The sequence below is a fragment of the Citrobacter sp. MGH103 genome, assembly GCF_001034475.2.
GTDB lineage: Bacteria > Pseudomonadota > Gammaproteobacteria > Enterobacterales > Enterobacteriaceae > Citrobacter > Citrobacter freundii.
On the sequence record NZ_CP073043.1, the window covers coordinates 2,121,286 to 2,143,876 of the forward strand.

The following is a 22,591-nucleotide window of genomic DNA, read 5'->3' on the forward strand; positions in this document are numbered from 1 at the left end:
CCACGGGTTTAACAGACACCTCAGAGTCATTTAAGATGGCTTAAAGAGAGGTGCCCATGAGCGGTAAGCGTTATCCCGAAGAGTTTAAAACTGAAGCAGTCAAACAGGTTGTTGATCGCGGTTATTCTGTTGCCAGCGTGGCAACACGTCTCGATATCACCACCCACAGCCTTTACGCCTGGATAAAGAAGTACGGTCCGGATTCTTCCACTAATAAAGAACAGTCAGATGCTCAGGCCGAGATCCGTCGTCTCCAGAAAGAGCTGAAGCGGGTTACCGACGAACGGGACATATTAAAAAAAGCCGCGGCGTACTTCGCAAAGCTGTCCGACTGAGGTACGCCTTTATCCGTGACAACACCTGTTGCTGGCCTGTTCGCCTGCTCTGTCGGGTGCTGGATGTTCATCCCAGTGGTTTTTACGCCTGGCTTCAGCAGCCGCATTCTCAACGCCATCAGGCAGACCTGAGACTGACAGGACAGATTAAACAGTTCTGGCTGGAATCGGGATGCGTCTATGGTTATCGCAAAATCCATCTGGATCTGCGGGACAGCGGGCAACAGTGCGGAGTGAACAGAGTCTGGCGACTGATGAAACGTGTCGGGATAAAGGCTCAGGTCGGATACCGGAGCCCGCGGGCACGTAAAGGCGAGGCCAGTATCGTGTCGCCCAACAGGCTCCAGCGACAGTTCAATCCGGATGCTCCTGATGAGCGTTGGGTAACAGACATAACCTACATCAGGACCCACGAAGGCTGGCTGTATCTTGCTGTGGTTGTTGATCTGTTCTCACGCAAAATTATCGGCTGGTCCATGCAATCCCGGATGACAAAGGACATTGTCCTGAACGCACTGCTGATGGCTGTATGGCGGCGTAATCCCCAAAAACAGGTGCTGGTTCATTCGGATCAGGGCAGTCAGTACACAAGCCATGAGTGGCAGTCTTTCCTGAAATCACACGGCCTGGAGGGCAGCATGAGCCGTCGCGGTAACTGCCATGATAATGCGGTTGCAGAAAGCTTTTTCCAGTTGTTGAAACGCGAACGGATAAAGAAAAAGATCTACGGAACGCGGGAAGAAGCCCGCAGTGATATTTTTGATTACATCGAAATGTTTTATAACAGTAAGCGTCGGCATGGTTCTAGCGATCAGATGTCACCGACAGAATATGAAAACCAGTATTATCAACGGCTCGGAAGTGTCTAGATTATCTGTGGCGATTCACAGGAATCTTACTACTCAGCCTCTGATGCTCAGCGCAGTGACTGGACAACGGGTATGCGTGAAGGTTTTGCTAACTGGGCTGACACTGCTTCTGATTATGCATCTCAGTCTGCTGACCTGGTGAATAATGCAATGTCGGGGCTGGTGGGTAACATTTCTGATGCTCTGGCCGGCAATAAGGTTGACTGGGAAGACTGGGCTAGTTCGGTGCTTCAGTCTATGCAGAAAATTATCCTCAATGCGATGCTGGTGGATTCTTTACGCTCTGCCAGTAACAGCGGTTTTTTCAGTTCAATCGGCGGCATGTTTGGGGCGGGTGCTGGCGCTGCATCTGGCAGCACTCCTTCTGGCGCTTATAACTCTGCCGCATCTGGCATAAAGCTGAATGCAAAAGGTGGTGCATATGCCTCTGAAAGTCTGAGCGCTTACAGCAACAGCATTGTTAGCACACCGACATATTTTGCTTTTGCAAAAGGCGCTGGGCTTATGGGGGAGGCGGGGCCGGAAGCCATTATGCCCCTGACACGATCAGCTGATGGTTCGCTGGGTGTTCGCATGGTTGGTAGTCCGGGTTCCACGTCAGGTGGCGGTGATACGATTATTCATCAGCACTTCAACATATCTGGTAACGGGGATGCGGCACTGAAGCAGGCTATGCAGGAAGCTGCGCGACAGGGAGCGAATGACGGTGCGAAGCAGGCGCGTCAGGATATCTTGCAGGACTTCTCTAATCGTGGCCAGGCAAGGCGATTGCTTGGCGTGTAACCATTATTAATATTCATTAAGCCGAAAGGCAGGAGACAGTTATGACTTTAGAAGAACGAGTTGAAGTGCTGGAAAAGTCGCTTTTGCGTATGCGCCAGGCCAATAATGAGATTAACTGCGCGATTGATGAACTCAGTGCTTCTGTTCGACAGCAACTGAAAGTTAATGATAATGGACTTCAGGAGCGGGGCGACAAAGTTACATTAGCAGATGGCGGTATTACTGTTCATCTTAAAGGGGGAGGGGTTATTGTTATTAACTGTTTTAGTTCCCCTGTAAGCGAATCAGATAAATTACGCCAGGCAATGGAGAAAGCCGCTACTGCTGGTGCGGAGGCGGCTATGAAACAAATACATCAAGACTTTATTTCTCGTGGACCACTACGCCGATTACTTGACTGAGGCGGAATATAATCCATTGAGGTACTGATTAACTTCTTTTTCAAGATCCACAAGAGTGCGACTCTTCGCATCCTTAATGTATATATGATTGGTGATGCTTTCTCCGTGCTCACCATAAACGGTAAATCTGACATTTGGATCCCCGGCTTCTGGTTCGTAATCACCTGGCATTCCAATGTGTAGCAGTTGCACTTTAGACAGGTAAAACTTCATTTTATTTCCTTATCCAGAGGTAATCAGCTATCCCTCCTAATCAGAAAACGCCAGTGTCCCACCACTGACGGGCTGAATAACAACCATAACCAGGTATGTAAATCAGTAACATCCTGACAAATGATCAGTAGCGCCGCCGTGCGCAGAATAATGCAGGAGAATCTATGGCTGTACTCGAATGGCCGGAAGATGTCTGTCCCGCGTCGCTGACCTGGCGACCAGAAAGTAATACCAAAACCTTTCGATCTCCATTCAATGGGGCATCGCAGACAGCACGCTTCCCTGGTACCCGCTGGGTATGTTCCCTGACCTTCAATAACCTGACGGACGAAAAATCCAGACGTATTGATGCTCTGGTGGCTTCGCTTGATGGTGAGTATGGCAGGGTAAAAGTTCGCGACTGGGGGAGAAGTGGCAGAGCGCCAGCGGGCGTGCCCGTTGTTGATGGCGCTAATCAGACAGGGACCCAGATTCAAAGTAAGGGCTGGACGCCGGGAACAGTGGTGCTCAGACAGGGCGATTATTTCACTGTTAACGACGAGCTGAAGATGATTACAGCCGACGTGACGAGCGCGGCGAACGGTAGCGCAATGATTGCATTTGCGCCGATGTTGCGTAGTTCGCCTCCTAATAATGCAGCCATTGAAATCGCGAAACCCTACGGCATTTTCAAACTGAAGGATAACCAGCAGGGAGCCGGTAACCGTGTGCCGGGTGTTTTTACCAGTTATACCCTGGAGCTTGAGGAGGCATTTTAATGCTGTATTCCCCCTTTTCGGATTCGATGGTGGACTGGTTATCCCGCGACAGGGTGACGGTCGCGATTGCCGCTAATATTCAGTTTGAATCCGGTACCGTCTATGTGCATTCCGGTACCGGGACACTGGTTCTCGGCGGCTATGTCTATTACGGCATGGGGCGCATGGGTTCTGTTGATGATGCCAGTGAAACCAGCACAACAAGCCCGACGCAGGTCAAAATGACTCTTTCTGGCCTGGATATGGCCCTCTTTGCCACCACGCTTAATGAACGCTGTGTGGGCAGAAATGCCGAAATCTATCTTGTGGCCATGGATGATAACGGTGTTGTCCAGGTTGCCGATCTCCTGTTTAAAGGGCGGGTATCCAGTACGGGAGCGACCGCTGGCGGGACGAACGCCCTGCAGTACACCATCAGTAATATTTTTGAAGACTGGCAGCGTCCTTTCCCCGATCGTTATACCGATGAATCGCAGCAGGCTGCTTATCCCGGCGACCGCATATTCCGGTATGTGGCGCAGATGTCTGAACGTTCTATTTACTGGGGCAGTAAAAAAGATGCGCCAGGATTTACCTATAAGTGAGGAAGCATGAAGCATCCGGACTGGCATAACAGATTAATCACCGTAATAAGGGCCGCTGAAAAGCGGCCTTTTTTATGGGGCAGTCATGACTGCTGCCTGTTCGCGGCTGACTGCGCTCAGGCCATGTGCGGCGAGGATTTTGCGGCAGGCTGGCGCGGAACCTACGACAGCGAGCATGGTGCTAAAAAGGCGATATTGCGCGGTGGCGGTTCGCTTGAAAAGGTGCTGGCCCGTTATCTCGATGAAGTGCCTGTGAAGCTGGCGCAGAGAGGGGATATTGCCGTGGTTGAAAATGCTGGGGCGCGATGCGCCGGGGTAGTGTATTCCGGCGTTGTGTGGGTACCTGGCGAAACTGGTCTTGTCAGTCTGCGGGTTAAACCGCTGAGTGTCTGGAGGGTGCGTTAATGCCTGCTGCTGTTCCTATTGTTGCCACCATTGCCGCAGGTGTGGCGGCGGCAAATGAAATGTATGCCATCGCAATGGTTATTACCGTTGCCGCACAGATTGCCACTCAGGCGCTGACCAAGACCCCGTCGCTGAATTCCTACCGTGATACGTCTGAACGCAAACAGGTTCTGCGCGCTGCGGCCAGTGCCAAAACCGTTGTGTATGGTCGCTCCACATCAGCAGGCACTCTGTTCTTTTCCGAAGAACAGGCTGGCGAACAGGATGATGGCGAAATGCTTCATCTGGCCATTGCCCTGGCAGGACATCCGTTATCCGGTGTACAGACTGTCTGGCTGGGTGATGAGCCTATCAGTAGCTATCCTGAGCATGCCTTTTTCGAGCTGCACACCAACCGCCAGACGGCGGACCTCTACATGCTGGAAAACTGCCCGTCATGGAAAGAAGACATGATCGGTAAAGGACTCACCTGGCTGCGCGTATCCCTTAAATTCAATGCTGAAAAATTCCCGGCAGGCATCCCTAACATTAAGGTCGAAAAACAGGGGCGGGCTATTTATGACCCCCGCACCGGGTTGACGGGTTACAGCAACAATGCGGCGCTGGTTATCCTGGACTATTACCGCAATTACCTGAAAGTACCCGATACCGATATTCTCTGGGACCAGTTTCAGGAAGCGGCGAACATCTGTGATGAGGATGTTATTACTGGCGGTAATACCGTTGAGAAGCGTTACACGATTAACGGTGAGTTCGATCTCAGTGAAAATAAGGTCAGTATTCTGGAAGGAATGCTGGCAGCTTGCGCCGGGGATGTAACGTATACCGCGGGTAAACATGGTCTTCTGGTCGGGGCCTATTATGGTCCTGCGACAGAGGTGATCACTGAAAGCCAGCTGGCCGGTGATATTGAAATCATGCCGGAAGTCTCTCAGGCGGAACGCGTTAACACCATCAAGGGGACATTTGTCGATCCGCAGCAGGGTTATACCGAAGCAGATTTCCCCTCTGTGTCAGTCAGTGAATGGGTGACAGAAGACGGCGTGGAAATATCGCAGGATATGAAGCTGCGGTTTGTGACCTCTGAATTTCAGGCCCAGCGGCTGGCTGACGTGAAGTTAAAGCGCACCCGCATCGCCAGAACCATGAACGTTACGTTAAACCTGAGCGGATATCGTTACCGTCCGGGAATGTATGTAAAGGTGAATTTCCCGTCTATCGGTATCATTAACGTTGAGATGCGGGTAACAGACTGGAAGTTCGGTGTTCAGAATGGCGTGCAACTGACGCTGAAGCAGGAAACCGCAGATGTCTGGGGGGATGCCGTTGGTAAACCGATCGAGCGACCGCCATTCACTCAGTTGCCGTCAGGTGGCGTGGCGCAGCCGCAGAACCTGAAATACACCGTGGAGGAAATTGGTCAGGTCGTACAGGGCATTTTGTCCTGGCAGAACATCGGGCAGGTGGTCTACAACAAAGTGATCATTCGTCGCAATGGTCAGATGGTCATGTCCGTCCAGGTTCCTGGGACGTTCACACGACTTACCGGGTTACCGAAAAACACCTACACAGCCCACGTTATTGCCGTAAACCAGATGGGGGCCGAGTCGCCAGAAGGATATCTGGAATTCAGTATCGAAGCACCGCCAGCACCTTCTAATGTTGATATTGAGCAGGGCTTCTTTGCCGTCACGCTGATCCCGCGTCTGGCGGCGATCACTAATGTTTCCACGCAGTTTGATTTCTGGACTTCAGGCGAAACAAAGCTACCCAATACCTCAACGACTACCGTGGAAGGCAATGCCAGCCGCGAGGGGATGGGAACAACCTGGACAAGTAATCAGTTAAAGATCGGCCATACCTATTACTGGTACATCAGAACGGTTAACGCCTTTGGTGCATCCGGGTTTATCGAAGTTCCGGCACTGTGCTCTATGGACACAGGCGGTTTGTTCGATCTCATTGATGACGGGATACAGAAGTCAGATGCGTTCCAGAATGTTAAAAATGGCGTTGATACTAACCTGCAAGGCGTTATGGAAAACGCACTGGCGAACCATGGCACAGTAGAACATCAGTGGATGCAGTACGGCGAAGTTCGCGCTGAAATCCTGGTGGTTAAAACAACCGTTGCGACAGCCGAGCAGGGGCTCGCTGACCTGTCCACTTATGTTCAGGCTCAAATAGGACCTGATGGCAGTCTGACCTCTGCGGTAAACCAGAAAATGACTGCTGTGGTGAACAGCGACGGAACAGCCAAAGCCTCCTACACGCTGAACATGGGCATCGTAAGAAATGGTGTTAAATACAATACTGGTTTCGGTATGTCGATTGAGCCATCGGGGAACAGCTATAAGTCCACAGTGGTTTTTGCTGCTGATCAGTTTGGTATTTATTCCGGAAGTGATCCGGGAAATTACACTGCTGCATTTTTTGTCTATAACGGGCAAGTATTTATCCGCGATGCACTGATTCAGGATGGCAGTATCACCAATGCCAAGATTGGCAACTATATCCGGTCCACCTCTTTCATCCCTGGTCCTTCTGGGGCTGGGTGGAATATCGACAAGAACGGAAACTGCGAATTTCATGGGCAGTTTTATGCGAACAGCGGCCAGTTTGCATTTAACGGTACGAATAACACTGTTGTTATCAACGGCAACGGTGTGACAGTTAATCTTCCAGGTGGTGGACGGGTCGTCGTCGGGAGGTGGTCATAATGCCGGAAGGTATTCTGATTGATTACAACGATGGACGACCGGCAATGGCAATTACTGCGGGGCTGCGAGCCCCCAGCTTTTGCACATCCTTCTCGGGCTGGTCATCCCAGTCAATGCAGTACCCGGTCAATACGCCACTTGTTCCCGGTTCACAGGTTATCGTGGTGCCAACCAATCCCATTTACATCTATTCCTTTGCTGAATTTGATGTGGCCATTATGACTGGAGTCACCCGAAACGGGGACTCCGGGGTCGTCATTGGTGCTGAGACAATCGGGGGTAAAGCCCTTACTCCAGACTGGTCAGGTTATGTCATGGAGCTGCTGCCCGCGGCGACGTATAACGAAGGATTATTGGTTTCAAACTCGACTGACTTCACTGCCATATCCAATCAGGCCGCACTGATGACCTGCGCTTATTCCGGACGCATTACGGTTAACGGCAGTGCGCCGCTTCCGGTGAGCGGTATTCCTTTTGGCAAATGGGATAACCCGAATGTGTCGGTAGGGTTTGATGGCGGCAATATCATCGTTCGCGATATTTCCTACACAGGACGGGACGACGTGGCCGGAACGGTGACGATTGACCTGGTGATATTCAATCAGACCGCACCTGTCGGCGGCGACGGTATCACGATGACCAACGCCGCAGGCCAGGTCACGTTCTCCACGCTGAAACGCCCCTTTGTGTATGACCGACAAATCCAGATCACCGATGCCTTCCAGGATATTGGCGGTGGGTTCTGCCAGATAGTCTATACCGGCGTTCAGGTACGAATGATTGGTGGATGGGGAAATATCAGAACCAAAGGCGTGGTCATGTCAGGCGGTAGCGTCAGGTCAGCCTACAACAAAGTGTTTGCGGACCGCAATTCTGGTGCGTGGGATATGACCAGAAACAGAAATATCGCCATGCCCATTCTCATTCTTCCGAACATGTACTGAGGAAAAACTATGTCAGCAGGAACCTTAACCCTGACGAATAACTCTGCTGCGGTCGCTGGCAGCGGGACTGTGTTTACTACCGAGGTGGCGGCAGGAGATTTTATTGTTGTCACGGTCGGTGGTGTTCCCTATACGCTCCCGGTTAAATCCGTGGAAAGTGGCACGGCGCTGACGCTGGTCAGTAATTACACCGGGCCAACACAATCAGGCGCGGCCTGGTCTGCTGTTCCTCGTGTGGCGCTGAATATGGTCACCGCGGCGCTGGTGGCACAAAGTGCAGAAGCCCTGCGCGGACTGAACTACGACAAGCAGAACTGGCAGCAGGTGTTTAGTGCATCTGAAATGATAACGGTGAAGCTTCCTGATGGCTCAAGCTTTCCTGGACCGTCATGGAAATACCTTGCCAATAATATGGCAACAAAAGTTAATGGTTCCGTTCCTGTTGAACAGGGTGGAACTGGCTCGAACACAAAAGAAGGTGCCCGTAATTCTCTTGAGCTAGGTACATGTGCTACAGCGAATGTCACAACGTCAGATAAAGACGTACAACAGGGGAGAGTGATGGCTATTGGTTCTGGGGGGTGGATGAAAGAAAATGGTGCCGGGTGGAGTTATAACGGCCCACTGTCGGATATTCGCTGGAATAGTATTTTTTATGCTTTTTCGTCGATCATGCCGGATACATTCCTGAACAGCAACCACCATGTTATGAATCTGTTTGGTTACACTGATAATACCTACGGCAACCAACTTGCAATCACCCTGGCAGGAAATATTGGTATTCGGGTAATTACGAACAATATCATTAATAACTGGCAAGAGTTCCTGACAACGGGCAATACAGTTGTAGACAGCGGTGGATTCATAAAAAAGGCTTCCCCGGTGGTTAAAATTTATAACGATGGAAGCTTTGATACTAACGAAGAATCAGAAGGGGTGACCGTTTCTCGGATTGGCGTTGGAGAGTATATGATTAACGGATGCATCGGTATGAACTCCGATGCATCCTGGTGCGGAATTGATGGTGGTTTTGAAATTCCAGTAGATCGTAATAAACAGGCACAAGTCTGGCTGGACTATGAGATTACCCATGATGGCTCAGTTCACGTAAAAACTTATCACCGGACATACCCGGATGCTCCGGAATTCGCCAGAAATGAACTGCCTGGCCTGAATGATGGTGACCCTGTTGATATCCCTGCTGACCAGTTCGTTTCAGTTCGTGTAGAGATGCCACATGATAGTATCTGGAATCTGAAGCAAAAGAAAATGCAGGAGGAAATGGAAAAAGCTGAACGTGAGCGTCAGGAAAATCAGCAGGATGCTCAGTCGTAAAAATGATGGTTGCCGCAACCACACCGTATGCAAGAGCATGATTGCGGCCGACTGGCGAACGTTCGATAGTGCGAGTATGAATGATTGCCAGTCGCTGCGGATTGTACTTAAGCAATATGACGATTCAAGGTGTTTAATCTGAAACCAGCCACATATCCGCCTCTTCAAACATTTCCTGAACAGTACGGCTTATCTGTTCTTTCTCATGCTTGCTGGCGTCAGTGTTGATCGCCGGCAGTGTCATCATCGGTTTTACCCGAACATCAGCATCGGGGAAGATCCGGTGAACCCTCTTAGTTAACTCGCCCAGAATGATATCTTTTGCACCGGGCAGACCATCAAAATTCCTTTTGTCATAAACGAGTTCCACGAACATTGCTTATTGCCTCTTTACTGGATGGATATACAGTATTTATACTGTGTTTTTATCCAGCATTCAAGAGAGGGCGTAAACATGGGCTTTCCTTCACCAGCTACCGACTATATAGAGCAGCGGGTTACGCCAGCCAGTGTCTGCATGACTCCCGACAGTCGCATCCTCGAGACGTCGGCGGGTTATGCGATCATCGTCCCGGTCACGCGCCCACAGCAGGGTGATGCGCTGTTGATTCTGTCCGGAGGTCGGACGCAGTTTGCGAAGCTTAGGGGGAAAGCGTTAATCACGGATGACGGCGAAGCGATCGAAGGTGATGCAGCTGAAGAGGCTGAGGTTATGAGGCGGGTGACGCACTTTATCAACAGCACTGATGCTGCGATATCTCTTGAGGCGGCATTGGCGCAGTTTTGAGACATATGTACGATAGAAAAATTCCGAAGATTGGCAATAGATCTCTTTATATTTGCATTCAAATTTTGTTTATTATGTATTTACATAACGTAAATTTATAAAATTTAATAAAAACAACTCAGATTGCTTATTTTTAAAGATGCATTTAATATATATGTTATAAATTGCAAAGCTCATTAAGGGATTCCCCAGTGAATATTGATAAAATGAAGATCCAGCATGCCGAGATTATCCATAAAATTAGCCGCCTCAGGGAGCTTAGCCGGGCGGGTGTGACGGCTCATGCGCAAGAAATCGCTCAAACCATTATCAGTATGAGTTCTGTGATTAAAGTACACCTTTCTGCCGAAGATCAGTTTTTATATCCTTATCTGGAAAAGGTGAACGATCAAAAGCTAAAAACAATGAGCGTAAATTTTCAGCGCGAGATGGCTGATATTGTTGCCGAGTATGAAAAGTTTTCCCGTCGCTGGAATACGGCAAATAAGCTTATCAATTGTGACGAGGCATTTCGCCGCGACGCGAATGTAGTGTTGCGCAAGGTGCATGAACGAATGCAGCGCGAGGATCATAATTTTTATCCGCTGGTAGAGCAGCTTTAAAAAAGGGCGGCAATGGTTCATCCAATACGGGAATTTGGTTTCCCGTATCCAGAAAGGTATGAAAAGGACTTGGTAAAAGCTGGCACTACTCCGAAACTAACCACATATCGGATTCTTCAAACATTTCCTCCAGCATGCGGTTCAGCTTCTCCCGATCGCTTTTGCTGGCATCGCTGTTTAAGCCGTTCGCCTGCATCGGCTTAACCTTCACTTCTGCATCCGGAAAGATCCGGTGCACTCGCTTTGTTAACTCATTCAGAATTATTTCTCTGGCACCTGTTAATCCTTCAACATTCCGTTTGTCGTACACCAACTCAACGAACATACCGCCTCCAAAGCAACAATGATTTTGCACGCAATTTATACTGTTTATTTATACAGCGTCAACGGTTGGGCACGTAGCTTTTTAAGGAAGGTTTTTGGGGCATGTATGGGGCATAAATGCCAGTTTTGGGGCATGGTTGGGACATTTTAACTCATATGAACTTAACCGAATTTCATATGGAGGCGTCTTATAATGCACTGATTAACCTAAAGAAAACACATGCTCTTGGGCGTTCTTTAGTGATTTTAAAAATTACCGCGTCACGCAGTTAAAGTGGCGGGCATACTCTTCAAGGCTTGTGATCCCCAGACGCACCCACTTTGGATGCGACCACTGGGGTAAACCGATATAGATCATAGCGCTTGCAAAATCTCCTCCACGCTGCGAACGCGCGCAATGCGGGGGAAAATGTGCGTCATGCTGCCCTGGTGTTGTTCAGCACTGGCGGCGCTACAGGCATCCTCTGCAATGATAAGACTGAAACCCAGCTCCCACGCATTTCGCGCCGTCGACTCAACGCCAATGTTCGTAGAGATGCCGCACAGGACGATGGTATCGATACCCCGGCGACGCAGCTGTAATTCCAGATCGGTGCCGTAGAACGCGCCCCACTGGCGTTTGGTTACTTCGAGGTCGCTGGTGCATTTACCCAGAGCAGCCGGGTAATCCCACCAGTTTTCGGGCAACGCTTTTGCTGGAGTCTGAGCATCTACTGGTTGTTTCAGCGCTTCGGCGTAATCGTCAGACCACCCGACGCGCACCATTACCACCGGGGAACCGTGGGTACGGAATTTTTCCGCCAACTGCGCGGTGCGGGCAACCACAGTGTGTGCCGTATGAGGTCCGCCAGCGAAAGGCAGGATCCCTTCCTGTAAGTCAATCACGACAAGGGCAGTTGTTTTTGCGTTCAGTTCCAGCATGTTCACTCCAGTAAAAAATAGAATTCCGTTACACCTTAAGCGCGAATCAGTGTGAAAGGGGCGACAATTTTTGTTATTTTTTGTGAGATTACGCAATGCCCGTCCAGGAAACAGGCGTACAGTCAGTACCGGACTAAGAGTCTATCCCAGTAGGCTCTTATCGTGCGGCAGAATTTCCAGTATAATAGCCGCCTTTTTTCATTCAGTTGTGACATTCAGCTAAAGCTGCGACTTCGTCATCTGCGAGACAGGTGACAATCCGCCTGCGGCAAAGTTAAGGGATATCTCATGCGTACAGAATATTGCGGACAGCTACGTCTGTCCCACGAGGGGCAGCAGGTGACTCTGTGTGGTTGGGTCAACCGTCGTCGTGATCTTGGTAGCCTGATCTTTATCGATATGCGCGACCGCGAAGGTATCGTGCAGGTATTTTTCGATCCGGACCGTGCGGACGCGTTAAAGCTGGCCTCCGAACTGCGTAATGAGTTCTGCATCCAGGTTACGGGCACCGTGCGTGCGCGTGACGCGAAAAACGTCAACGCCGAGATGGCGACGGGCGAAATTGAAGTGCTGGCCTCCGATCTGACCATCATCAACCGTTCAGACTCGCTGCCGTTGGACTCTAACCACGTCAACACCGAAGAAGCGCGACTGAAGTATCGCTATTTAGATCTGCGTCGCCCTGAAATGGCGCAGCGCCTGAAAACGCGTGCCAAAATTACCAGTCTGGTGCGTCGTTTTATGGACGACCACGGCTTCCTCGACATCGAAACACCGATGCTGACCAAAGCGACGCCGGAAGGCGCGCGCGATTACCTGGTACCTTCTCGCGTACATAAAGGTAAATTCTACGCGCTGCCGCAATCACCTCAGTTGTTCAAACAGCTGCTGATGATGTCTGGCTTTGACCGCTACTATCAGATCGTAAAATGCTTCCGTGATGAAGACTTACGTGCTGACCGTCAGCCTGAATTTACCCAGATCGACGTTGAGACTTCCTTCATGACCGCACCGCAGGTGCGTGAAGTGATGGAAGCGCTGGTGCGTAATCTGTGGCTGGAAGTTAAAGGGGTGGATCTGGGTGATTTCCCGATCATGACCTTTGCCGAAGCTGAGCGTCGTTACGGTTCCGATAAACCAGACCTGCGTAACCCGATGGAGCTGGTTGACGTTGCCGATCTGGTGAAAGACGTTGAGTTCGCAGTGTTCTCTGGTCCGGCAAACGATGCGAAAGGCCGCGTAGCTGCGCTGCGTGTACCGGGCGGTGCCGCACTGAGCCGTAAGCAAATTGACGATTACGGCAACTTTATTAAGATTTACGGCGCGAAAGGTCTGGCTTACATCAAAGTCACCGAGCGTGCGAAAGGTCTGGAAGGTATCACCAGCCCGGTTGCTAAGTTCCTGAACGCAGAAATCGTGGAAGCGATTCTGGCGCGTACCGGTGCGCAAGACGGCGACATGATTTTCTTCGGTGCCGACAACAAGAAAGTGGTTGCCGACGCGATGGGCGCGCTGCGTCTGAAACTGGGTAAAGACCTGAACATTACCGACGAAGCCAAATGGGCGCCGCTGTGGGTTATCGACTTCCCAATGTTTGAAGACGATGGTGAAGGCGGACTGACCGCAATGCACCATCCGTTCACCGCGCCGAAAGATATGACAGCTGCTGAGCTGAAAGCTGCGCCGGAAGACGCGGTTGCTAACGCATACGATATGGTTATCAACGGCTACGAAGTGGGCGGCGGTTCCGTGCGTATTCACAACGGCGACATGCAGCAGACCGTATTTGGTATTCTGGGCATTAACGAGCAAGAGCAGCGTGAGAAATTCGGCTTCCTGCTGGATGCGCTAAAATATGGTACACCACCGCATGCGGGCCTGGCGTTTGGTCTGGACCGTCTGACTATGCTGCTGACCGGTACTGACAACATTCGTGACGTTATTGCTTTCCCAAAAACCACTGCTGCAGCGTGTCTGATGACTGAAGCGCCGAGCTTTGCCAACGAAGCTGCGCTGGCGGAACTGAGCATTCAGGTTGTTAAGAAGGCCGAGAATAACTGATATGACATACAAACAGCCTGTCTCGGTGTTAGTCGTGATTTATGCAAAGGACACCGGGAGAGTGCTGATGTTACAGCGACGCGACGATCCTGATTTCTGGCAGTCGGTCACCGGCAGCCTTGAAGAGGGTGAAACCGCGTCGCAAGCCGCTATGCGCGAAGTAAAGGAAGAGGTCGCCATTGATGTTGCATCTGAGCAACTGACCTTAATTGACTGTCAGCGCACGGTGGAGTTTGAGATTTTTAGCCATTTACGTCATCGCTATGCACCGGGAATTGAACGTAATACTGAATCCTGGTTTTGCCTGGCACTTCCCTCAGAACGAGAGATCGTGTTCACCGAACATCTGACCTATCGTTGGGTTAATGCGGTTGAAGCCGCCCAATTAACCAAGTCGTGGAGTAACCGGCAGGCGATTGAAGAGTTTGTAATTAACGTCGCCTGAAAAGGCGCGCTTTTTGGAGATATTATTTATGGCAGGTCATAGTAAATGGGCCAACACCAGACACCGTAAAGCAGCGCAGGATGCTAAACGCGGTAAAATTTTCACCAAAATAATTCGTGAGCTGGTGACGGCGGCAAAACTCGGCGGCGGCGATCCGGACGCTAACCCGCGTCTGCGTGCAGCGGTTGATAAAGCGCTGGCTAACAACATGACCCGTGACACCCTGAACCGTGCAATCGCGCGCGGTGTGGGTGGTGATGAAGATTCCAACATGGAAACCATCATCTATGAAGGTTATGGTCCTGGCGGTACAGCCGTTATGATTGAATGTCTGTCTGACAACCGTAACCGTACTGTTGCGGAAGTGCGTCACGCGTTCACGAAAACGGGCGGCAACCTCGGTACCGACGGTTCCGTGGCTTACCTGTTCAGCAAAAAAGGCGTGATCTCCTTTGAACAAGGCGACGAAGACGCCATCATGGAAGCGGCGCTGGAAGCAGGTGCTGAAGACGTGGTGACCTTCGACGACGGCGCAATTGACGTTTACACCGCGTGGGAAGAGATGGGTAAAGTGCGTGACGCGCTGGAAGCGGCGGGTCTGAAAGCGGACGCGGCTGAAGTGTCTATGATTCCATCCACCAAAGCAGATATGGATGCAGAAACAGCGCCGAAGTTGTTGCGTCTGATCGATATGCTGGAAGACTGCGACGACGTGCAGGAAGTTTACCATAACGGCGAGATCTCTGATGAGGTTGCAGCTACCTTAGAATGAGGTGGCTGTACCGCAACCTGACAGGAGGTGCGTGATGTCTATCATTCTCGGCATTGACCCGGGGTCGCGCATCACCGGTTATGGCGTTATTCGTCAGGTCGGCAGACAGCTGACCTACCTCGGCAGCGGTTGTATCCGCACCAAAGTCGACGATCTCCCGTCACGTCTGAAGTTAATTTACGCGGGCGTGACGGAAATCATCACCCAGTTCCAGCCGGACTATTTTGCCATTGAGCAGGTTTTTATGGCGAAGAACGCTGACTCGGCGCTAAAGCTTGGACAGGCACGCGGCGTGGCAATCGTTGCGGCGACCAATCAGGATCTACCGGTCTTTGAATACGCGGCCCGCCAGGTAAAACAGACTGTGGTGGGGATCGGTAGTGCGGAAAAAAGCCAGGTCCAGCATATGGTGCGCACGCTGCTAAAACTCCCGGCGAATCCGCAAGCGGATGCCGCGGATGCGCTGGCGATTGCTATTACCCACTGCCATGTCAGTCAGAATGCCATGCAAATGAGCGAGTCGAGGCTGAATTTGGCGCGAGGTCGATTACGTTAGTGACAAATGAGGCTGGATATCTATCCAGCCTTTTTTTATGATAGCGCATTACCTTTTAGCCCTTAACGCAGGAGCGTCACGTGATAGGCAGACTCAGAGGCATCATTATTGAAAAACAACCCCCGCTGGTCCTTCTGGAAACGGGTGGGGTAGGCTATGAAGTGCATATGCCGATGACCTGTTTCTACGAGTTGCCGGAAGCCGGGCAGGAAGCGATTATCTTCACCCATTTTGTGGTGCGTGAAGACGCTCAACTGCTGTATGGCTTTAACAACAAGCAAGAGCGCACGCTGTTTAAAGAGTTAATCAAAACCAATGGCGTGGGGCCGAAGCTGGCGCTGGCGATCCTCTCCGGAATGTCTGCGCAGCAGTTTGTTAATGCCGTTGAGCGCGAAGAGCTTGGCGCGTTAGTGAAATTACCGGGCATTGGTAAGAAAACCGCAGAGCGTTTGATTGTTGAAATGAAAGACCGCTTTAAAGGCCTGCATGGTGACCTCTTTACCCCGGCGGCGGATCTGGTTCTGACCTCTCCGGCCAGTCCGACAACGGACGACGCCGAGCAGGAAGCGGTTGCTGCGCTGGTGGCGTTGGGCTATAAACCACAAGAAGCCAGCCGCATGGTGAGCAAAATTGCCCGCCCTGATGCCAGCAGTGAAACCCTGATTCGTGAAGCGCTTCGCGCGGCATTGTGAGGTAAAGGATGATTGAAGCAGATCGCCTGATTTCGGCTGTCAGCACGACCCCTGAAGACCTGGTGGATCGTGCGATCCGCCCTAAATTGCTGGAAGAGTATATTGGCCAGCCTCAGGTCCGTTCGCAAATGGAGATTTTTATCCAGGCGGCGAAGCTGCGTGGTGACGCTCTCGATCACCTGCTGATTTTCGGTCCTCCAGGTCTTGGTAAAACCACGCTTGCCAATATTGTCGCCAATGAAATGGGCGTTAATCTGCGCACCACGTCCGGTCCGGTACTGGAAAAAGCGGGTGACCTGGCGGCAATGCTTACCAACCTTGAACCCCACGATGTGCTGTTTATCGATGAAATCCATCGTCTTTCACCGGTGGTGGAAGAGGTGCTGTATCCGGCGATGGAAGATTATCAGCTGGATATCATGATTGGTGAAGGGCCGGCTGCACGTTCGATCAAAATCGATCTGCCACCGTTTACGCTAATCGGGGCGACGACGCGCGCCGGGTCGTTAACGTCTCCGTTGCGTGACCGTTTTGGTATTGTACAGCGCCTGGAATTCTATCAGGTGGCTGATCTGCAGCACATTGTAGGACGCAGTGCGCGTTTTATGGGCCTGGAAATGAGCGATGAAGGCGCGCTGGAAGTGGCACGCCGTGCTCGCGGTACGCCGCGTATCGCCAACCGCTTATTACGCCGGGTACGTGATTTCGCCGAAGTGAAGCATGACGGCACGATTTCAGCAGATATCGCCGCTCAGGCGCTGGATATGCTCAATGTGGATGCGGAAGGATTTGATTATATGGACCGTAAGTTGCTGCTGGCGGTTATCGACAAATTCTTTGGCGGACCGGTCGGACTGGATAACCTGGCAGCGGCGATCGGGGAAGAGCGTGAAACCATTGAGGACGTGCTTGAGCCATATCTGATTCAGCAAGGTTTTCTGCAGCGTACGCCGCGTGGACGTATGGCAACCGTGCGCGCCTGGAACCATTTTGGCATTACACCGCCACAGATGCCTTAATGCATGATGTCGCTACGCTTATAAGGCCTGGGCGATTTTGTAGGCCCGGTAAGCGCAGCGCTACCGGGCAACGCATGCTTAGCTCGCTTGCTTTTTCATCATGCTGAAAATAAACAGCAGCGCGGCACACAGCACCACGGAGGGACCTGCCGGGGTGTCATAGAAGGCCGAGAAGGTCAACCCGCCTGTAACCGCTATCATTCCCACACCAACGGCAACTCCTGCCATCTGTTCCGGCGTACGGGCAAAGCGACGGGCGGTCGCCGCAGGGATAATAAGCAGCGAGGTGATAATCAACGCCCCGACAAACTTCATCGCCACGCCAATCGTTAACGCCGTAACCAGCATCAGCAGCAGCTTCACGCGTTGCAGCTTCACGCCATCGACAAATGCCAGATCCGGACTGATGGTCATCGACAGCAGGTTACGCCACTGCCAGAACAGAATCGCCAGAACAATAACCACGCCGATGGCGATGGAGATAAGATCTTCAGGCGTCACGGCGAGCAAATCACCAAACAGGTAAGCCATCAGATCCACTCGGATGTTGGACATCAGGCTGACGACAACCAGCCCCAGCGACAATGCACTATGCGCCATAATGCCCAGTAAGGTATCGATCGCGAGGTGAGGGCGCTTTTCAAGCCATACCAGACCGCCAGCCAGCAACAAAGTGACGGCGATAACCGCATAGAAAGGGTTTACATCCAGCAGCAGGCCAAAGGCGACTCCCAGCAGCGAAGCGTGGGCCAGCGTATCACCGAAATAAGACATTCGACGCCAGACCACAAACGAGCCGAGTGGGCCAGCAGCACAGGCCAGCATGATCCCGGCTAACCAACCGGGTAATAACAATTCAATCATGAGTGACCATTTCCCCGGCGTAAGACGATACGACCCTGTAAATCGTGGCGGTGATTGTGATTATGACGGTAAATTCCGAGTTGTTCGGCGCCGCGTTGCCCGAACATTGAGATGAATTCCGGGTGCATGGAAACCACTTCCGGTGCACCGGAACAGCAAATATGATGGTTCAGGCACAGTACTTCATCGGTTTTGGCCATCACCAGATGCAGGTCATGGGAAACCATCAGTACGGCGCAATCCAGTTCACGTCGCAACTGGTCGATAAGGTCGTACAGTGCGACCTGCCCATTGACATCTACGCCCTGGGTCGGCTCATCGAGCACCAGTAGCTGAGGTTTATTCAATAAAGCACGGGCTAACAGGACGCGTTGCGTTTCCCCGCCAGAGAGCTTTTGCATCGGCGCATTCATCAGATGTCCGGCCTGAACGCGCTTCAGTGCCGGAAGGATATCCTCTTTTTTGGTGCCGGGACGTAAGCGCATAAACCGGCTTACCGTCAGCGGAAGCGTAGTATCGAGGTATAATTTTTGCGGTACATAGCCAATCCGCAATTGGCCATTACGCTTGATAACTCCCTCATCAGCCGCTACCAGTCCTAATACAACGCGCACCAGCGTAGACTTCCCGGCACCATTTGGGCCGAGAAGCGTTAAAATTTTACCGGGTCGAAGTTCAAGCGATACGTCAGACAGGACGCGGCGTTGACCATAAGAGACCGAGACATTTTCCAGTGAAACCAAAGTCGTCATATCAATTTTAGTCTTGCAGAAGTTATAGAATGTTATAATATCACATTTCTTACATTCATTACGATGATTGGTCGCATTATGTTACATAAAAATACGCTTCTTTTCGCAGCATTATCCGCTGCTCTTTGGGGTAGTGCAACACAGGCAGCAAATGCTGCTGTGGTGGCCTCGCTCAAGCCGCTGGGATTTATTGCTTCGGCCATTGCGGACGGGGTAACAGACACTGAAGTTTTGCTGCCTGACGGGGCTTCCGAACACGACTATTCACTGCGTCCATCAGACGTAAAACGCTTACAGGGCGCGGACTTAGTCGTTTGGATTGGACCTGAGATGGAAGCGTTTATGGAAAAGTCAGTCAAGAATATTCCTAACGCGAAACAGGTAACGATTGCGCAGCTCAATGACGTGAAACCGTTACTCATGAAAGGTGCTGACGACGACGATGACGATCATGGACACAATGATGCTGGCAGTGAAAAAAGTGACGAGCATCACCATCACGGCGATTACAACATGCATCTTTGGCTTTCCCCAGAGATAGCGCGGGCCTCAGCGGTTGCAATCCATGAAAAATTAGTGGAACTTATGCCGCAAAGTCGAGCCAAACTTGACGCCAACCTGAAGGATTTTGAGGCACAATTAGCCGCAACCGATAAGCAGGTAGGTAACGAGCTCGCACCGCTCAAGGGAAAAGGTTATTTCGTTTTTCATGACGCCTATGGCTACTACGAAAAACACTACGGACTAACACCGCTTGGTCACTTTACCGTGAACCCTGAGATTCAACCTGGTGCGCAGCGTTTACATGAAATAAGAACACAGTTGGTTGAGCAAAAAGCAACCTGCGTTTTTGCTGAGCCACAGTTCAGGCCAGCGGTCGTTGAAGCCGTCGCGAGAGGGACATCCGTTCGAATGGGAACGTTGGATCCGCTCGGTACGAATATCAAACTGGGTAAAACAAGCTATTCAGCGTTTTTGAACCAATTAGCCAACCAGTATGCGAGCTGCCTGAAAGGAGATTAATGAGGAAGTGAATACGTGCAACAGATAGCCCGCTCTGTCGCTCTGGCATTTAATAATCTGCCGCGACCCCATCGTGTTATGCTGGGGTCGCTTACCGTACTGACATTGGCCGTCGCCGTCTGGCGGCCTTATGTTTACCATCCCGATTCTGCACCCATCGTTAAAACTATCGAGCTGGAAAAAAGCGAGATTCGTTCACTGTTGCCTGAGGCAAGCGAACCTATTGATCAGGCTGCACAAGAAGACGAAGCCATTCCACAGGATGAACTGGATGACAAAACGTCTGGTGAAGCCGGTGTGCATGAGTATGTCGTCTCCACAGGCGATACGCTGAGCAGTATTCTGAATCAGTACGGCATCGATATGGGCGATATCAGTCAACTCGCTGCTTCCGATAAAGAGCTGCGTAATCTGAAAATTGGTCAGCAGCTTTCATGGACCTTAAGCGCGGAAGGTGACCTGCAGCGTCTGACCTGGGAAGTATCCCGCCGTGAAACCCGTACTTACGATCGCACTGCGACGGGTTTCAAAATGAGCAGCGAAATGCAGCAGGGCGATTGGGTTAACAGTCGTATCAAAGGCACGGTGGGCGGAAGCTTCGTCGCCAGCGCCAAAGATGCCGGGCTGACCAGCTCTGAAATCAGCGCAGTGATTAAGGCCATGCAGTGGCAGATGGATTTCCGCAAACTGAAAAAAGGCGATGAGTTCTCGGTGCTGATGTCTCGCGAAATGCTGGACGGCAAGCGCGAGCAAAGCCAACTGCTGGGCGTGCGTTTACGTTCTGAAGGCAAAGACTATTATGCCATCCGTGCTGCAGACGGTAAGTTCTATGACCGTAACGGTACCGGGCTGGCGAAAGGCTTCATGCGTTTCCCGACGGCGAAACAGTTCCGTATTTCCTCGAACTTTAACCCGCGTCGCCTGAATCCGGTGACTGGACGCGTAGCGCCGCACAAAGGTGTCGACTTTGCGATGCCGCAGGGGACGCCGGTACTGTCGGTGGGCGATGGTGAAGTGGTTGTAGCGAAGCGTAGCGGCGCTGCCGGATACTATGTTGCGGTTCGTCATGGTCGCACCTACACCACGCGTTATATGCACCTGCGTAAGCTGTTGGTGAAACCAGGTCAAAAAGTGAAACGTGGCGATCGTATCGCGCTGTCAGGTAACACCGGGCGTTCAACGGGGCCGCATCTGCACTATGAAGTATGGGTTAACCAGCAGGCCGTGAACCCTTTGACGGCGAAACTGCCGCGTACAGAGGGTCTGACCGGCTCGGATCGCACCGATTACCTGGCGCAGGTGAAAGAGGTTATGCCTCAGCTACGTTTTGATTAATTAGTACACTGATAAAGCCGGTACGCTATGCGTGCCGGCTTTTTTATTTTGTACGGCGCACGGTGCGCCGCTACACTATCAGCAGATTTACTTTTCGCGGCACCAGACACTGGAAAAGCATGGAAACGAAAAAAAAGAATATTGAGTATATCCCTGAGTTTCACAAATCATTTCGCCATCCGCGCTACTGGGGCGCCTGGTTGGGGGTGGCGGCAATAGCTGGTATTGCGTTAACGCCTGCGTCATTTCGTGATCCTATTCTGGCAAAACTCGGACGGCTCGCCGGAAGACTGGGAAAAAGCTCCCGTCGCAGAGCATTGATCAATTTATCCCTCTGCTTTCCTGAACGTAGCGAAGCTGAGCGTGAAGCCATTGTTGATGATATGTATGCAACTGCGCCTCAGGCGATGGTCATGATGGCTGAATTAGCAATACGTGGCCCGGAGAAAATTCAGAGTCGGGTTGACTGGCAGGGCCTGGAAATCATCGAAGAGATGCGGCGCAACGATGAAAAAGTTATTTTTCTCGTTCCACATGGCTGGGGCGTAGATATCCCGGCGATGCTGATGGCGTCCCAGGGACAGAAAATGGCTGCGATGTTCCACAATCAGGGGAACCCGGTATTCGATTACGTCTGGAACACGGTACGCCGTCGCTTTGGTGGTCGTTTGCATGCGCGTAATGATGGCATCAAACCGTTTATTCAGTCTGTCCGTCAGGGATATTGGGGATACTACCTGCCGGATCAGGACCATGGGCCTGAACACAGCGAGTTTGTCGATTTTTTTGCTACCTATAAAGCAACGTTACCGGCGATTGGACGTCTGATGAAAGTCTGCCACGCGCGCGTGGTACCGCTGTTCCCCGTATACGATGGGAGAACGCACCGCCTGACGATCCATGTTCGTCCACCGATGGATGACATCCTGACGGCGGATGACCACACCATTGCCAGACGGATGAACGAAGAGGTGGAGATTTTTGTCACGCCTCATGTCGAACAATACACCTGGATTCTGAAACTGCTTAAGACGCGTAAACCCGGCGAGATTGAGCCCTATAAGCGCAAAGATCTCTATCCGAAGAAATAA

26 protein-coding genes and 1 pseudogene are annotated in these 22,591 nt (G+C 51.4%); 20 read left to right on the plus strand and 7 right to left on the minus strand.

Going from position 1 to position 22,591, the window contains the following annotated elements:
• The first annotated feature begins 56 nt into the window (after positions 1–56).
• The 3 genes from SK33_RS10250 to SK33_RS10260 all read left to right on the plus strand — a co-directional run bounded on the left by SK33_RS10250 (position 57) and on the right by SK33_RS10260 (position 2,388).
• A protein-coding gene (locus tag SK33_RS10250) for an IS3 family transposase (protein WP_113772681.1) occupies positions 57–1,204 on the plus strand; the annotation gives its coding sequence in 2 pieces (ribosomal slippage) (positions 57–294 and positions 294–1,204; 1,149 coding nt in all).
• Between the two features lie 72 nt (positions 1,205–1,276).
• Complete coding sequence (locus SK33_RS10255; protein ID WP_048217933.1) at positions 1,277–1,987, plus strand: phage tail tape measure protein; 711 nt, start codon at positions 1,277–1,279, stop codon at positions 1,985–1,987.
• A gap of 41 nt (positions 1,988–2,028) precedes the next feature.
• Positions 2,029–2,388: a hypothetical protein gene (locus SK33_RS10260; protein ID WP_016150474.1), complete on the plus strand. Its 360-nt coding sequence runs from the start codon at positions 2,029–2,031 to the stop codon at positions 2,386–2,388.
• On the opposite strand, the gene SK33_RS10265 is transcribed toward SK33_RS10260, so the two are convergent.
• Positions 2,377–2,601, minus strand: coding sequence for a hypothetical protein (locus SK33_RS10265; RefSeq protein ID WP_003841703.1), 225 nt, complete (start codon positions 2,599–2,601; stop codon positions 2,377–2,379). The two genes, SK33_RS10260 and SK33_RS10265, sit on opposite strands and share 12 nt — an antisense overlap.
• A 164-nt stretch (positions 2,602–2,765) precedes the next feature.
• Here SK33_RS10265 and SK33_RS10270 point away from each other — a divergent pair, with 164 nt between their 5' ends.
• The 6 genes from SK33_RS10270 to SK33_RS10295 are packed head-to-tail and all read left to right on the plus strand — an operon-like array spanning position 2,766 to position 9,347.
• On the plus strand, positions 2,766–3,359 hold the full coding sequence (locus tag SK33_RS10270; protein ID WP_048217932.1) for a hypothetical protein: 594 nt from the start codon (positions 2,766–2,768) through the stop codon (positions 3,357–3,359).
• Entirely contained in the window at positions 3,359–3,943 is a 585-nt protein-coding gene (locus tag SK33_RS10275) for a hypothetical protein (RefSeq protein WP_048217931.1), read from the plus strand. The genes SK33_RS10270 and SK33_RS10275 overlap by 1 nt, the downstream gene beginning before the upstream one ends.
• Before the next feature lie 6 nt (positions 3,944–3,949).
• Positions 3,950–4,348 (plus strand): DUF6950 family protein, encoded by a 399-nt coding sequence (locus SK33_RS10280; protein ID WP_016150471.1) that lies wholly within the window; start codon positions 3,950–3,952, stop codon positions 4,346–4,348.
• The gene (locus SK33_RS10285) at positions 4,348–7,068 is read left to right on the plus strand and encodes a phage tail tip fiber protein (protein ID WP_048217929.1); all 2,721 of its coding nucleotides are present in this window, start codon (positions 4,348–4,350) and stop codon (positions 7,066–7,068) included. Before SK33_RS10280 ends, SK33_RS10285 begins: the two co-directional genes overlap by 1 nt.
• Positions 7,068–8,012 carry a DUF6453 family protein gene (locus SK33_RS10290; protein WP_048217927.1) on the plus strand — a complete coding sequence of 315 codons (945 nt, stop codon included), beginning with the start codon at positions 7,068–7,070 and terminating at the stop codon, positions 8,010–8,012. The genes SK33_RS10285 and SK33_RS10290 overlap by 1 nt, the downstream gene beginning before the upstream one ends.
• Before the next feature lie 9 nt (positions 8,013–8,021).
• Entirely contained in the window at positions 8,022–9,347 is a 1,326-nt protein-coding gene (locus SK33_RS10295; protein WP_048217926.1) for a phage tail fiber protein, read from the plus strand.
• Between the two features lie 133 nt (positions 9,348–9,480).
• Here the strand turns inward: SK33_RS10295 and SK33_RS10300 are convergent, their stop codons facing one another.
• Positions 9,481–9,723, minus strand: a complete 243-nt coding sequence (locus tag SK33_RS10300; protein WP_003840850.1) for a DinI family protein — start codon at positions 9,721–9,723, stop codon at positions 9,481–9,483.
• 78 nt (positions 9,724–9,801) lie between these two features.
• Between SK33_RS10300 and SK33_RS10305 the strand changes: the two genes are divergently transcribed.
• Both SK33_RS10305 and SK33_RS10310 read left to right on the plus strand, forming a co-directional pair.
• Positions 9,802–10,134 carry a hypothetical protein gene (locus tag SK33_RS10305; protein WP_003841689.1) on the plus strand — a complete coding sequence of 111 codons (333 nt, stop codon included), beginning with the start codon at positions 9,802–9,804 and terminating at the stop codon, positions 10,132–10,134.
• A 191-nt stretch (positions 10,135–10,325) separates the two neighbouring features.
• Positions 10,326–10,736 carry a hemerythrin domain-containing protein gene (locus SK33_RS10310; protein WP_048216170.1) on the plus strand — a complete coding sequence of 137 codons (411 nt, stop codon included), beginning with the start codon at positions 10,326–10,328 and terminating at the stop codon, positions 10,734–10,736.
• 85 nt (positions 10,737–10,821) lie between these two features.
• On the opposite strand, the gene SK33_RS10315 is transcribed toward SK33_RS10310, so the two are convergent.
• The 3 genes and pseudogenes from SK33_RS10315 to SK33_RS10320 form a co-directional block, all read right to left on the minus strand.
• Positions 10,822–11,061 carry a DinI family protein gene (locus tag SK33_RS10315; protein WP_000497460.1) on the minus strand — a complete coding sequence of 80 codons (240 nt, stop codon included), beginning with the start codon at positions 11,059–11,061 and terminating at the stop codon, positions 10,822–10,824.
• A gap of 261 nt (positions 11,062–11,322) precedes the next feature.
• A pseudogene (locus SK33_RS26415) lies at positions 11,323–11,418 on the minus strand (hypothetical protein); the annotation flags it as partial.
• Positions 11,415–11,981 carry a hydrolase gene (locus SK33_RS10320; protein WP_032949527.1) on the minus strand — a complete coding sequence of 189 codons (567 nt, stop codon included), beginning with the start codon at positions 11,979–11,981 and terminating at the stop codon, positions 11,415–11,417. The pseudogene SK33_RS26415 and the gene SK33_RS10320, both read right to left, overlap by 4 nt.
• 288 nt (positions 11,982–12,269) lie before the next feature.
• Here SK33_RS10320 and aspS point away from each other — a divergent pair, with 288 nt between their 5' ends.
• The 6 genes from aspS to ruvB all read left to right on the plus strand — a co-directional run bounded on the left by aspS (position 12,270) and on the right by ruvB (position 17,526).
• On the plus strand, positions 12,270–14,042 hold the full coding sequence (aspS, locus tag SK33_RS10325) for an aspartate--tRNA ligase (protein ID WP_003034862.1): 1,773 nt from the start codon (positions 12,270–12,272) through the stop codon (positions 14,040–14,042).
• A gap of 1 nt (position 14,043) precedes the next feature.
• Positions 14,044–14,487, plus strand: coding sequence for a dihydroneopterin triphosphate diphosphatase (nudB, locus tag SK33_RS10330; protein WP_003034863.1), 444 nt, complete (start codon positions 14,044–14,046; stop codon positions 14,485–14,487).
• Positions 14,488–14,515: 28 nt separating this feature from the next.
• Positions 14,516–15,259, plus strand: coding sequence for a YebC/PmpR family DNA-binding transcriptional regulator (locus tag SK33_RS10335; protein WP_003034865.1), 744 nt, complete (start codon positions 14,516–14,518; stop codon positions 15,257–15,259).
• A 34-nt stretch (positions 15,260–15,293) separates the two neighbouring features.
• Positions 15,294–15,815: a crossover junction endodeoxyribonuclease RuvC gene (ruvC, locus tag SK33_RS10340; protein ID WP_003034867.1), complete on the plus strand. Its 522-nt coding sequence runs from the start codon at positions 15,294–15,296 to the stop codon at positions 15,813–15,815.
• An 80-nt stretch (positions 15,816–15,895) separates the two neighbouring features.
• Entirely contained in the window at positions 15,896–16,507 is a 612-nt protein-coding gene (gene ruvA, locus SK33_RS10345; RefSeq protein WP_003034869.1) for a Holliday junction branch migration protein RuvA, read from the plus strand.
• Between the two features lie 8 nt (positions 16,508–16,515).
• On the plus strand, positions 16,516–17,526 hold the full coding sequence (gene ruvB / locus SK33_RS10350) for a Holliday junction branch migration DNA helicase RuvB (protein ID WP_003034872.1): 1,011 nt from the start codon (positions 16,516–16,518) through the stop codon (positions 17,524–17,526).
• Between the two features lie 78 nt (positions 17,527–17,604).
• Here ruvB and znuB read toward each other — a convergent pair whose 3' ends face one another.
• Both znuB and znuC read right to left on the minus strand, forming a co-directional pair.
• Positions 17,605–18,390, minus strand: coding sequence for a zinc ABC transporter permease subunit ZnuB (gene znuB / locus SK33_RS10355; RefSeq protein ID WP_003034874.1), 786 nt, complete (start codon positions 18,388–18,390; stop codon positions 17,605–17,607).
• Positions 18,387–19,142, minus strand: a complete 756-nt coding sequence (gene znuC / locus SK33_RS10360; protein ID WP_003034877.1) for a zinc ABC transporter ATP-binding protein ZnuC — start codon at positions 19,140–19,142, stop codon at positions 18,387–18,389. Before znuC ends, znuB begins: the two co-directional genes overlap by 4 nt.
• Before the next feature lie 78 nt (positions 19,143–19,220).
• On the opposite strand from znuC, the gene znuA reads away from it, so the two are divergent.
• The 3 genes from znuA to lpxM all read left to right on the plus strand — a co-directional run bounded on the left by znuA (position 19,221) and on the right by lpxM (position 22,591).
• Entirely contained in the window at positions 19,221–20,165 is a 945-nt protein-coding gene (gene znuA, locus SK33_RS10365) for a zinc ABC transporter substrate-binding protein ZnuA (protein WP_003844151.1), read from the plus strand.
• 15 nt (positions 20,166–20,180) lie between these two features.
• Entirely contained in the window at positions 20,181–21,500 is a 1,320-nt protein-coding gene (gene mepM / locus SK33_RS10370; RefSeq protein ID WP_003034883.1) for a murein DD-endopeptidase MepM, read from the plus strand.
• Positions 21,501–21,619: 119 nt separating this feature from the next.
• Positions 21,620–22,591, plus strand: coding sequence for a lauroyl-Kdo(2)-lipid IV(A) myristoyltransferase (lpxM, locus tag SK33_RS10375; protein WP_048217925.1), 972 nt, complete (start codon positions 21,620–21,622; stop codon positions 22,589–22,591).

Excerpts from the sequence above, each read along its gene's own strand:
- znuB (WP_003034874.1), bottom strand. The coding sequence starts at position 18,390 with ATGATTGAATTGTTATTACCCGGTTGGTTAGCCGGGATCATGCTGGCC.
- SK33_RS10270 (WP_048217932.1), top strand. The coding sequence starts at position 2,766 with ATGGCTGTACTCGAATGGCCGGAAGATGTCTGTCCCGCGTCGCTGACC.
- znuA (WP_003844151.1), top strand. The coding sequence starts at position 19,221 with ATGTTACATAAAAATACGCTTCTTTTCGCAGCATTATCCGCTGCTCTT.
- SK33_RS10255 (WP_048217933.1), top strand. The coding sequence starts at position 1,277 with ATGCGTGAAGGTTTTGCTAACTGGGCTGACACTGCTTCTGATTATGCA.
- SK33_RS10280 (WP_016150471.1), top strand. The coding sequence starts at position 3,950 with ATGAAGCATCCGGACTGGCATAACAGATTAATCACCGTAATAAGGGCC.
- SK33_RS10295 (WP_048217926.1), top strand. The coding sequence starts at position 8,022 with ATGTCAGCAGGAACCTTAACCCTGACGAATAACTCTGCTGCGGTCGCT.
- SK33_RS10300 (WP_003840850.1), bottom strand. The coding sequence starts at position 9,723 with ATGTTCGTGGAACTCGTTTATGACAAAAGGAATTTTGATGGTCTGCCC.
- aspS (WP_003034862.1), top strand. The coding sequence starts at position 12,270 with ATGCGTACAGAATATTGCGGACAGCTACGTCTGTCCCACGAGGGGCAG.
- lpxM (WP_048217925.1), top strand. The coding sequence starts at position 21,620 with ATGGAAACGAAAAAAAAGAATATTGAGTATATCCCTGAGTTTCACAAA.
- ruvC (WP_003034867.1), top strand. The coding sequence starts at position 15,294 with ATGTCTATCATTCTCGGCATTGACCCGGGGTCGCGCATCACCGGTTAT.
- ruvB (WP_003034872.1), top strand. The coding sequence starts at position 16,516 with ATGATTGAAGCAGATCGCCTGATTTCGGCTGTCAGCACGACCCCTGAA.
- SK33_RS10265 (WP_003841703.1), bottom strand. The coding sequence starts at position 2,601 with ATGAAGTTTTACCTGTCTAAAGTGCAACTGCTACACATTGGAATGCCA.
- nudB (WP_003034863.1), top strand. The coding sequence starts at position 14,044 with ATGACATACAAACAGCCTGTCTCGGTGTTAGTCGTGATTTATGCAAAG.
- SK33_RS10290 (WP_048217927.1), top strand. The coding sequence starts at position 7,068 with ATGCCGGAAGGTATTCTGATTGATTACAACGATGGACGACCGGCAATG.
- SK33_RS10320 (WP_032949527.1), bottom strand. The coding sequence starts at position 11,981 with ATGCTGGAACTGAACGCAAAAACAACTGCCCTTGTCGTGATTGACTTA.
- znuC (WP_003034877.1), bottom strand. The coding sequence starts at position 19,142 with ATGACGACTTTGGTTTCACTGGAAAATGTCTCGGTCTCTTATGGTCAA.
- SK33_RS10275 (WP_048217931.1), top strand. The coding sequence starts at position 3,359 with ATGCTGTATTCCCCCTTTTCGGATTCGATGGTGGACTGGTTATCCCGC.
- SK33_RS10335 (WP_003034865.1), top strand. The coding sequence starts at position 14,516 with ATGGCAGGTCATAGTAAATGGGCCAACACCAGACACCGTAAAGCAGCG.
- SK33_RS10285 (WP_048217929.1), top strand. The coding sequence starts at position 4,348 with ATGCCTGCTGCTGTTCCTATTGTTGCCACCATTGCCGCAGGTGTGGCG.
- SK33_RS10315 (WP_000497460.1), bottom strand. The coding sequence starts at position 11,061 with ATGTTCGTTGAGTTGGTGTACGACAAACGGAATGTTGAAGGATTAACA.
- SK33_RS10305 (WP_003841689.1), top strand. The coding sequence starts at position 9,802 with ATGGGCTTTCCTTCACCAGCTACCGACTATATAGAGCAGCGGGTTACG.
- SK33_RS10260 (WP_016150474.1), top strand. The coding sequence starts at position 2,029 with ATGACTTTAGAAGAACGAGTTGAAGTGCTGGAAAAGTCGCTTTTGCGT.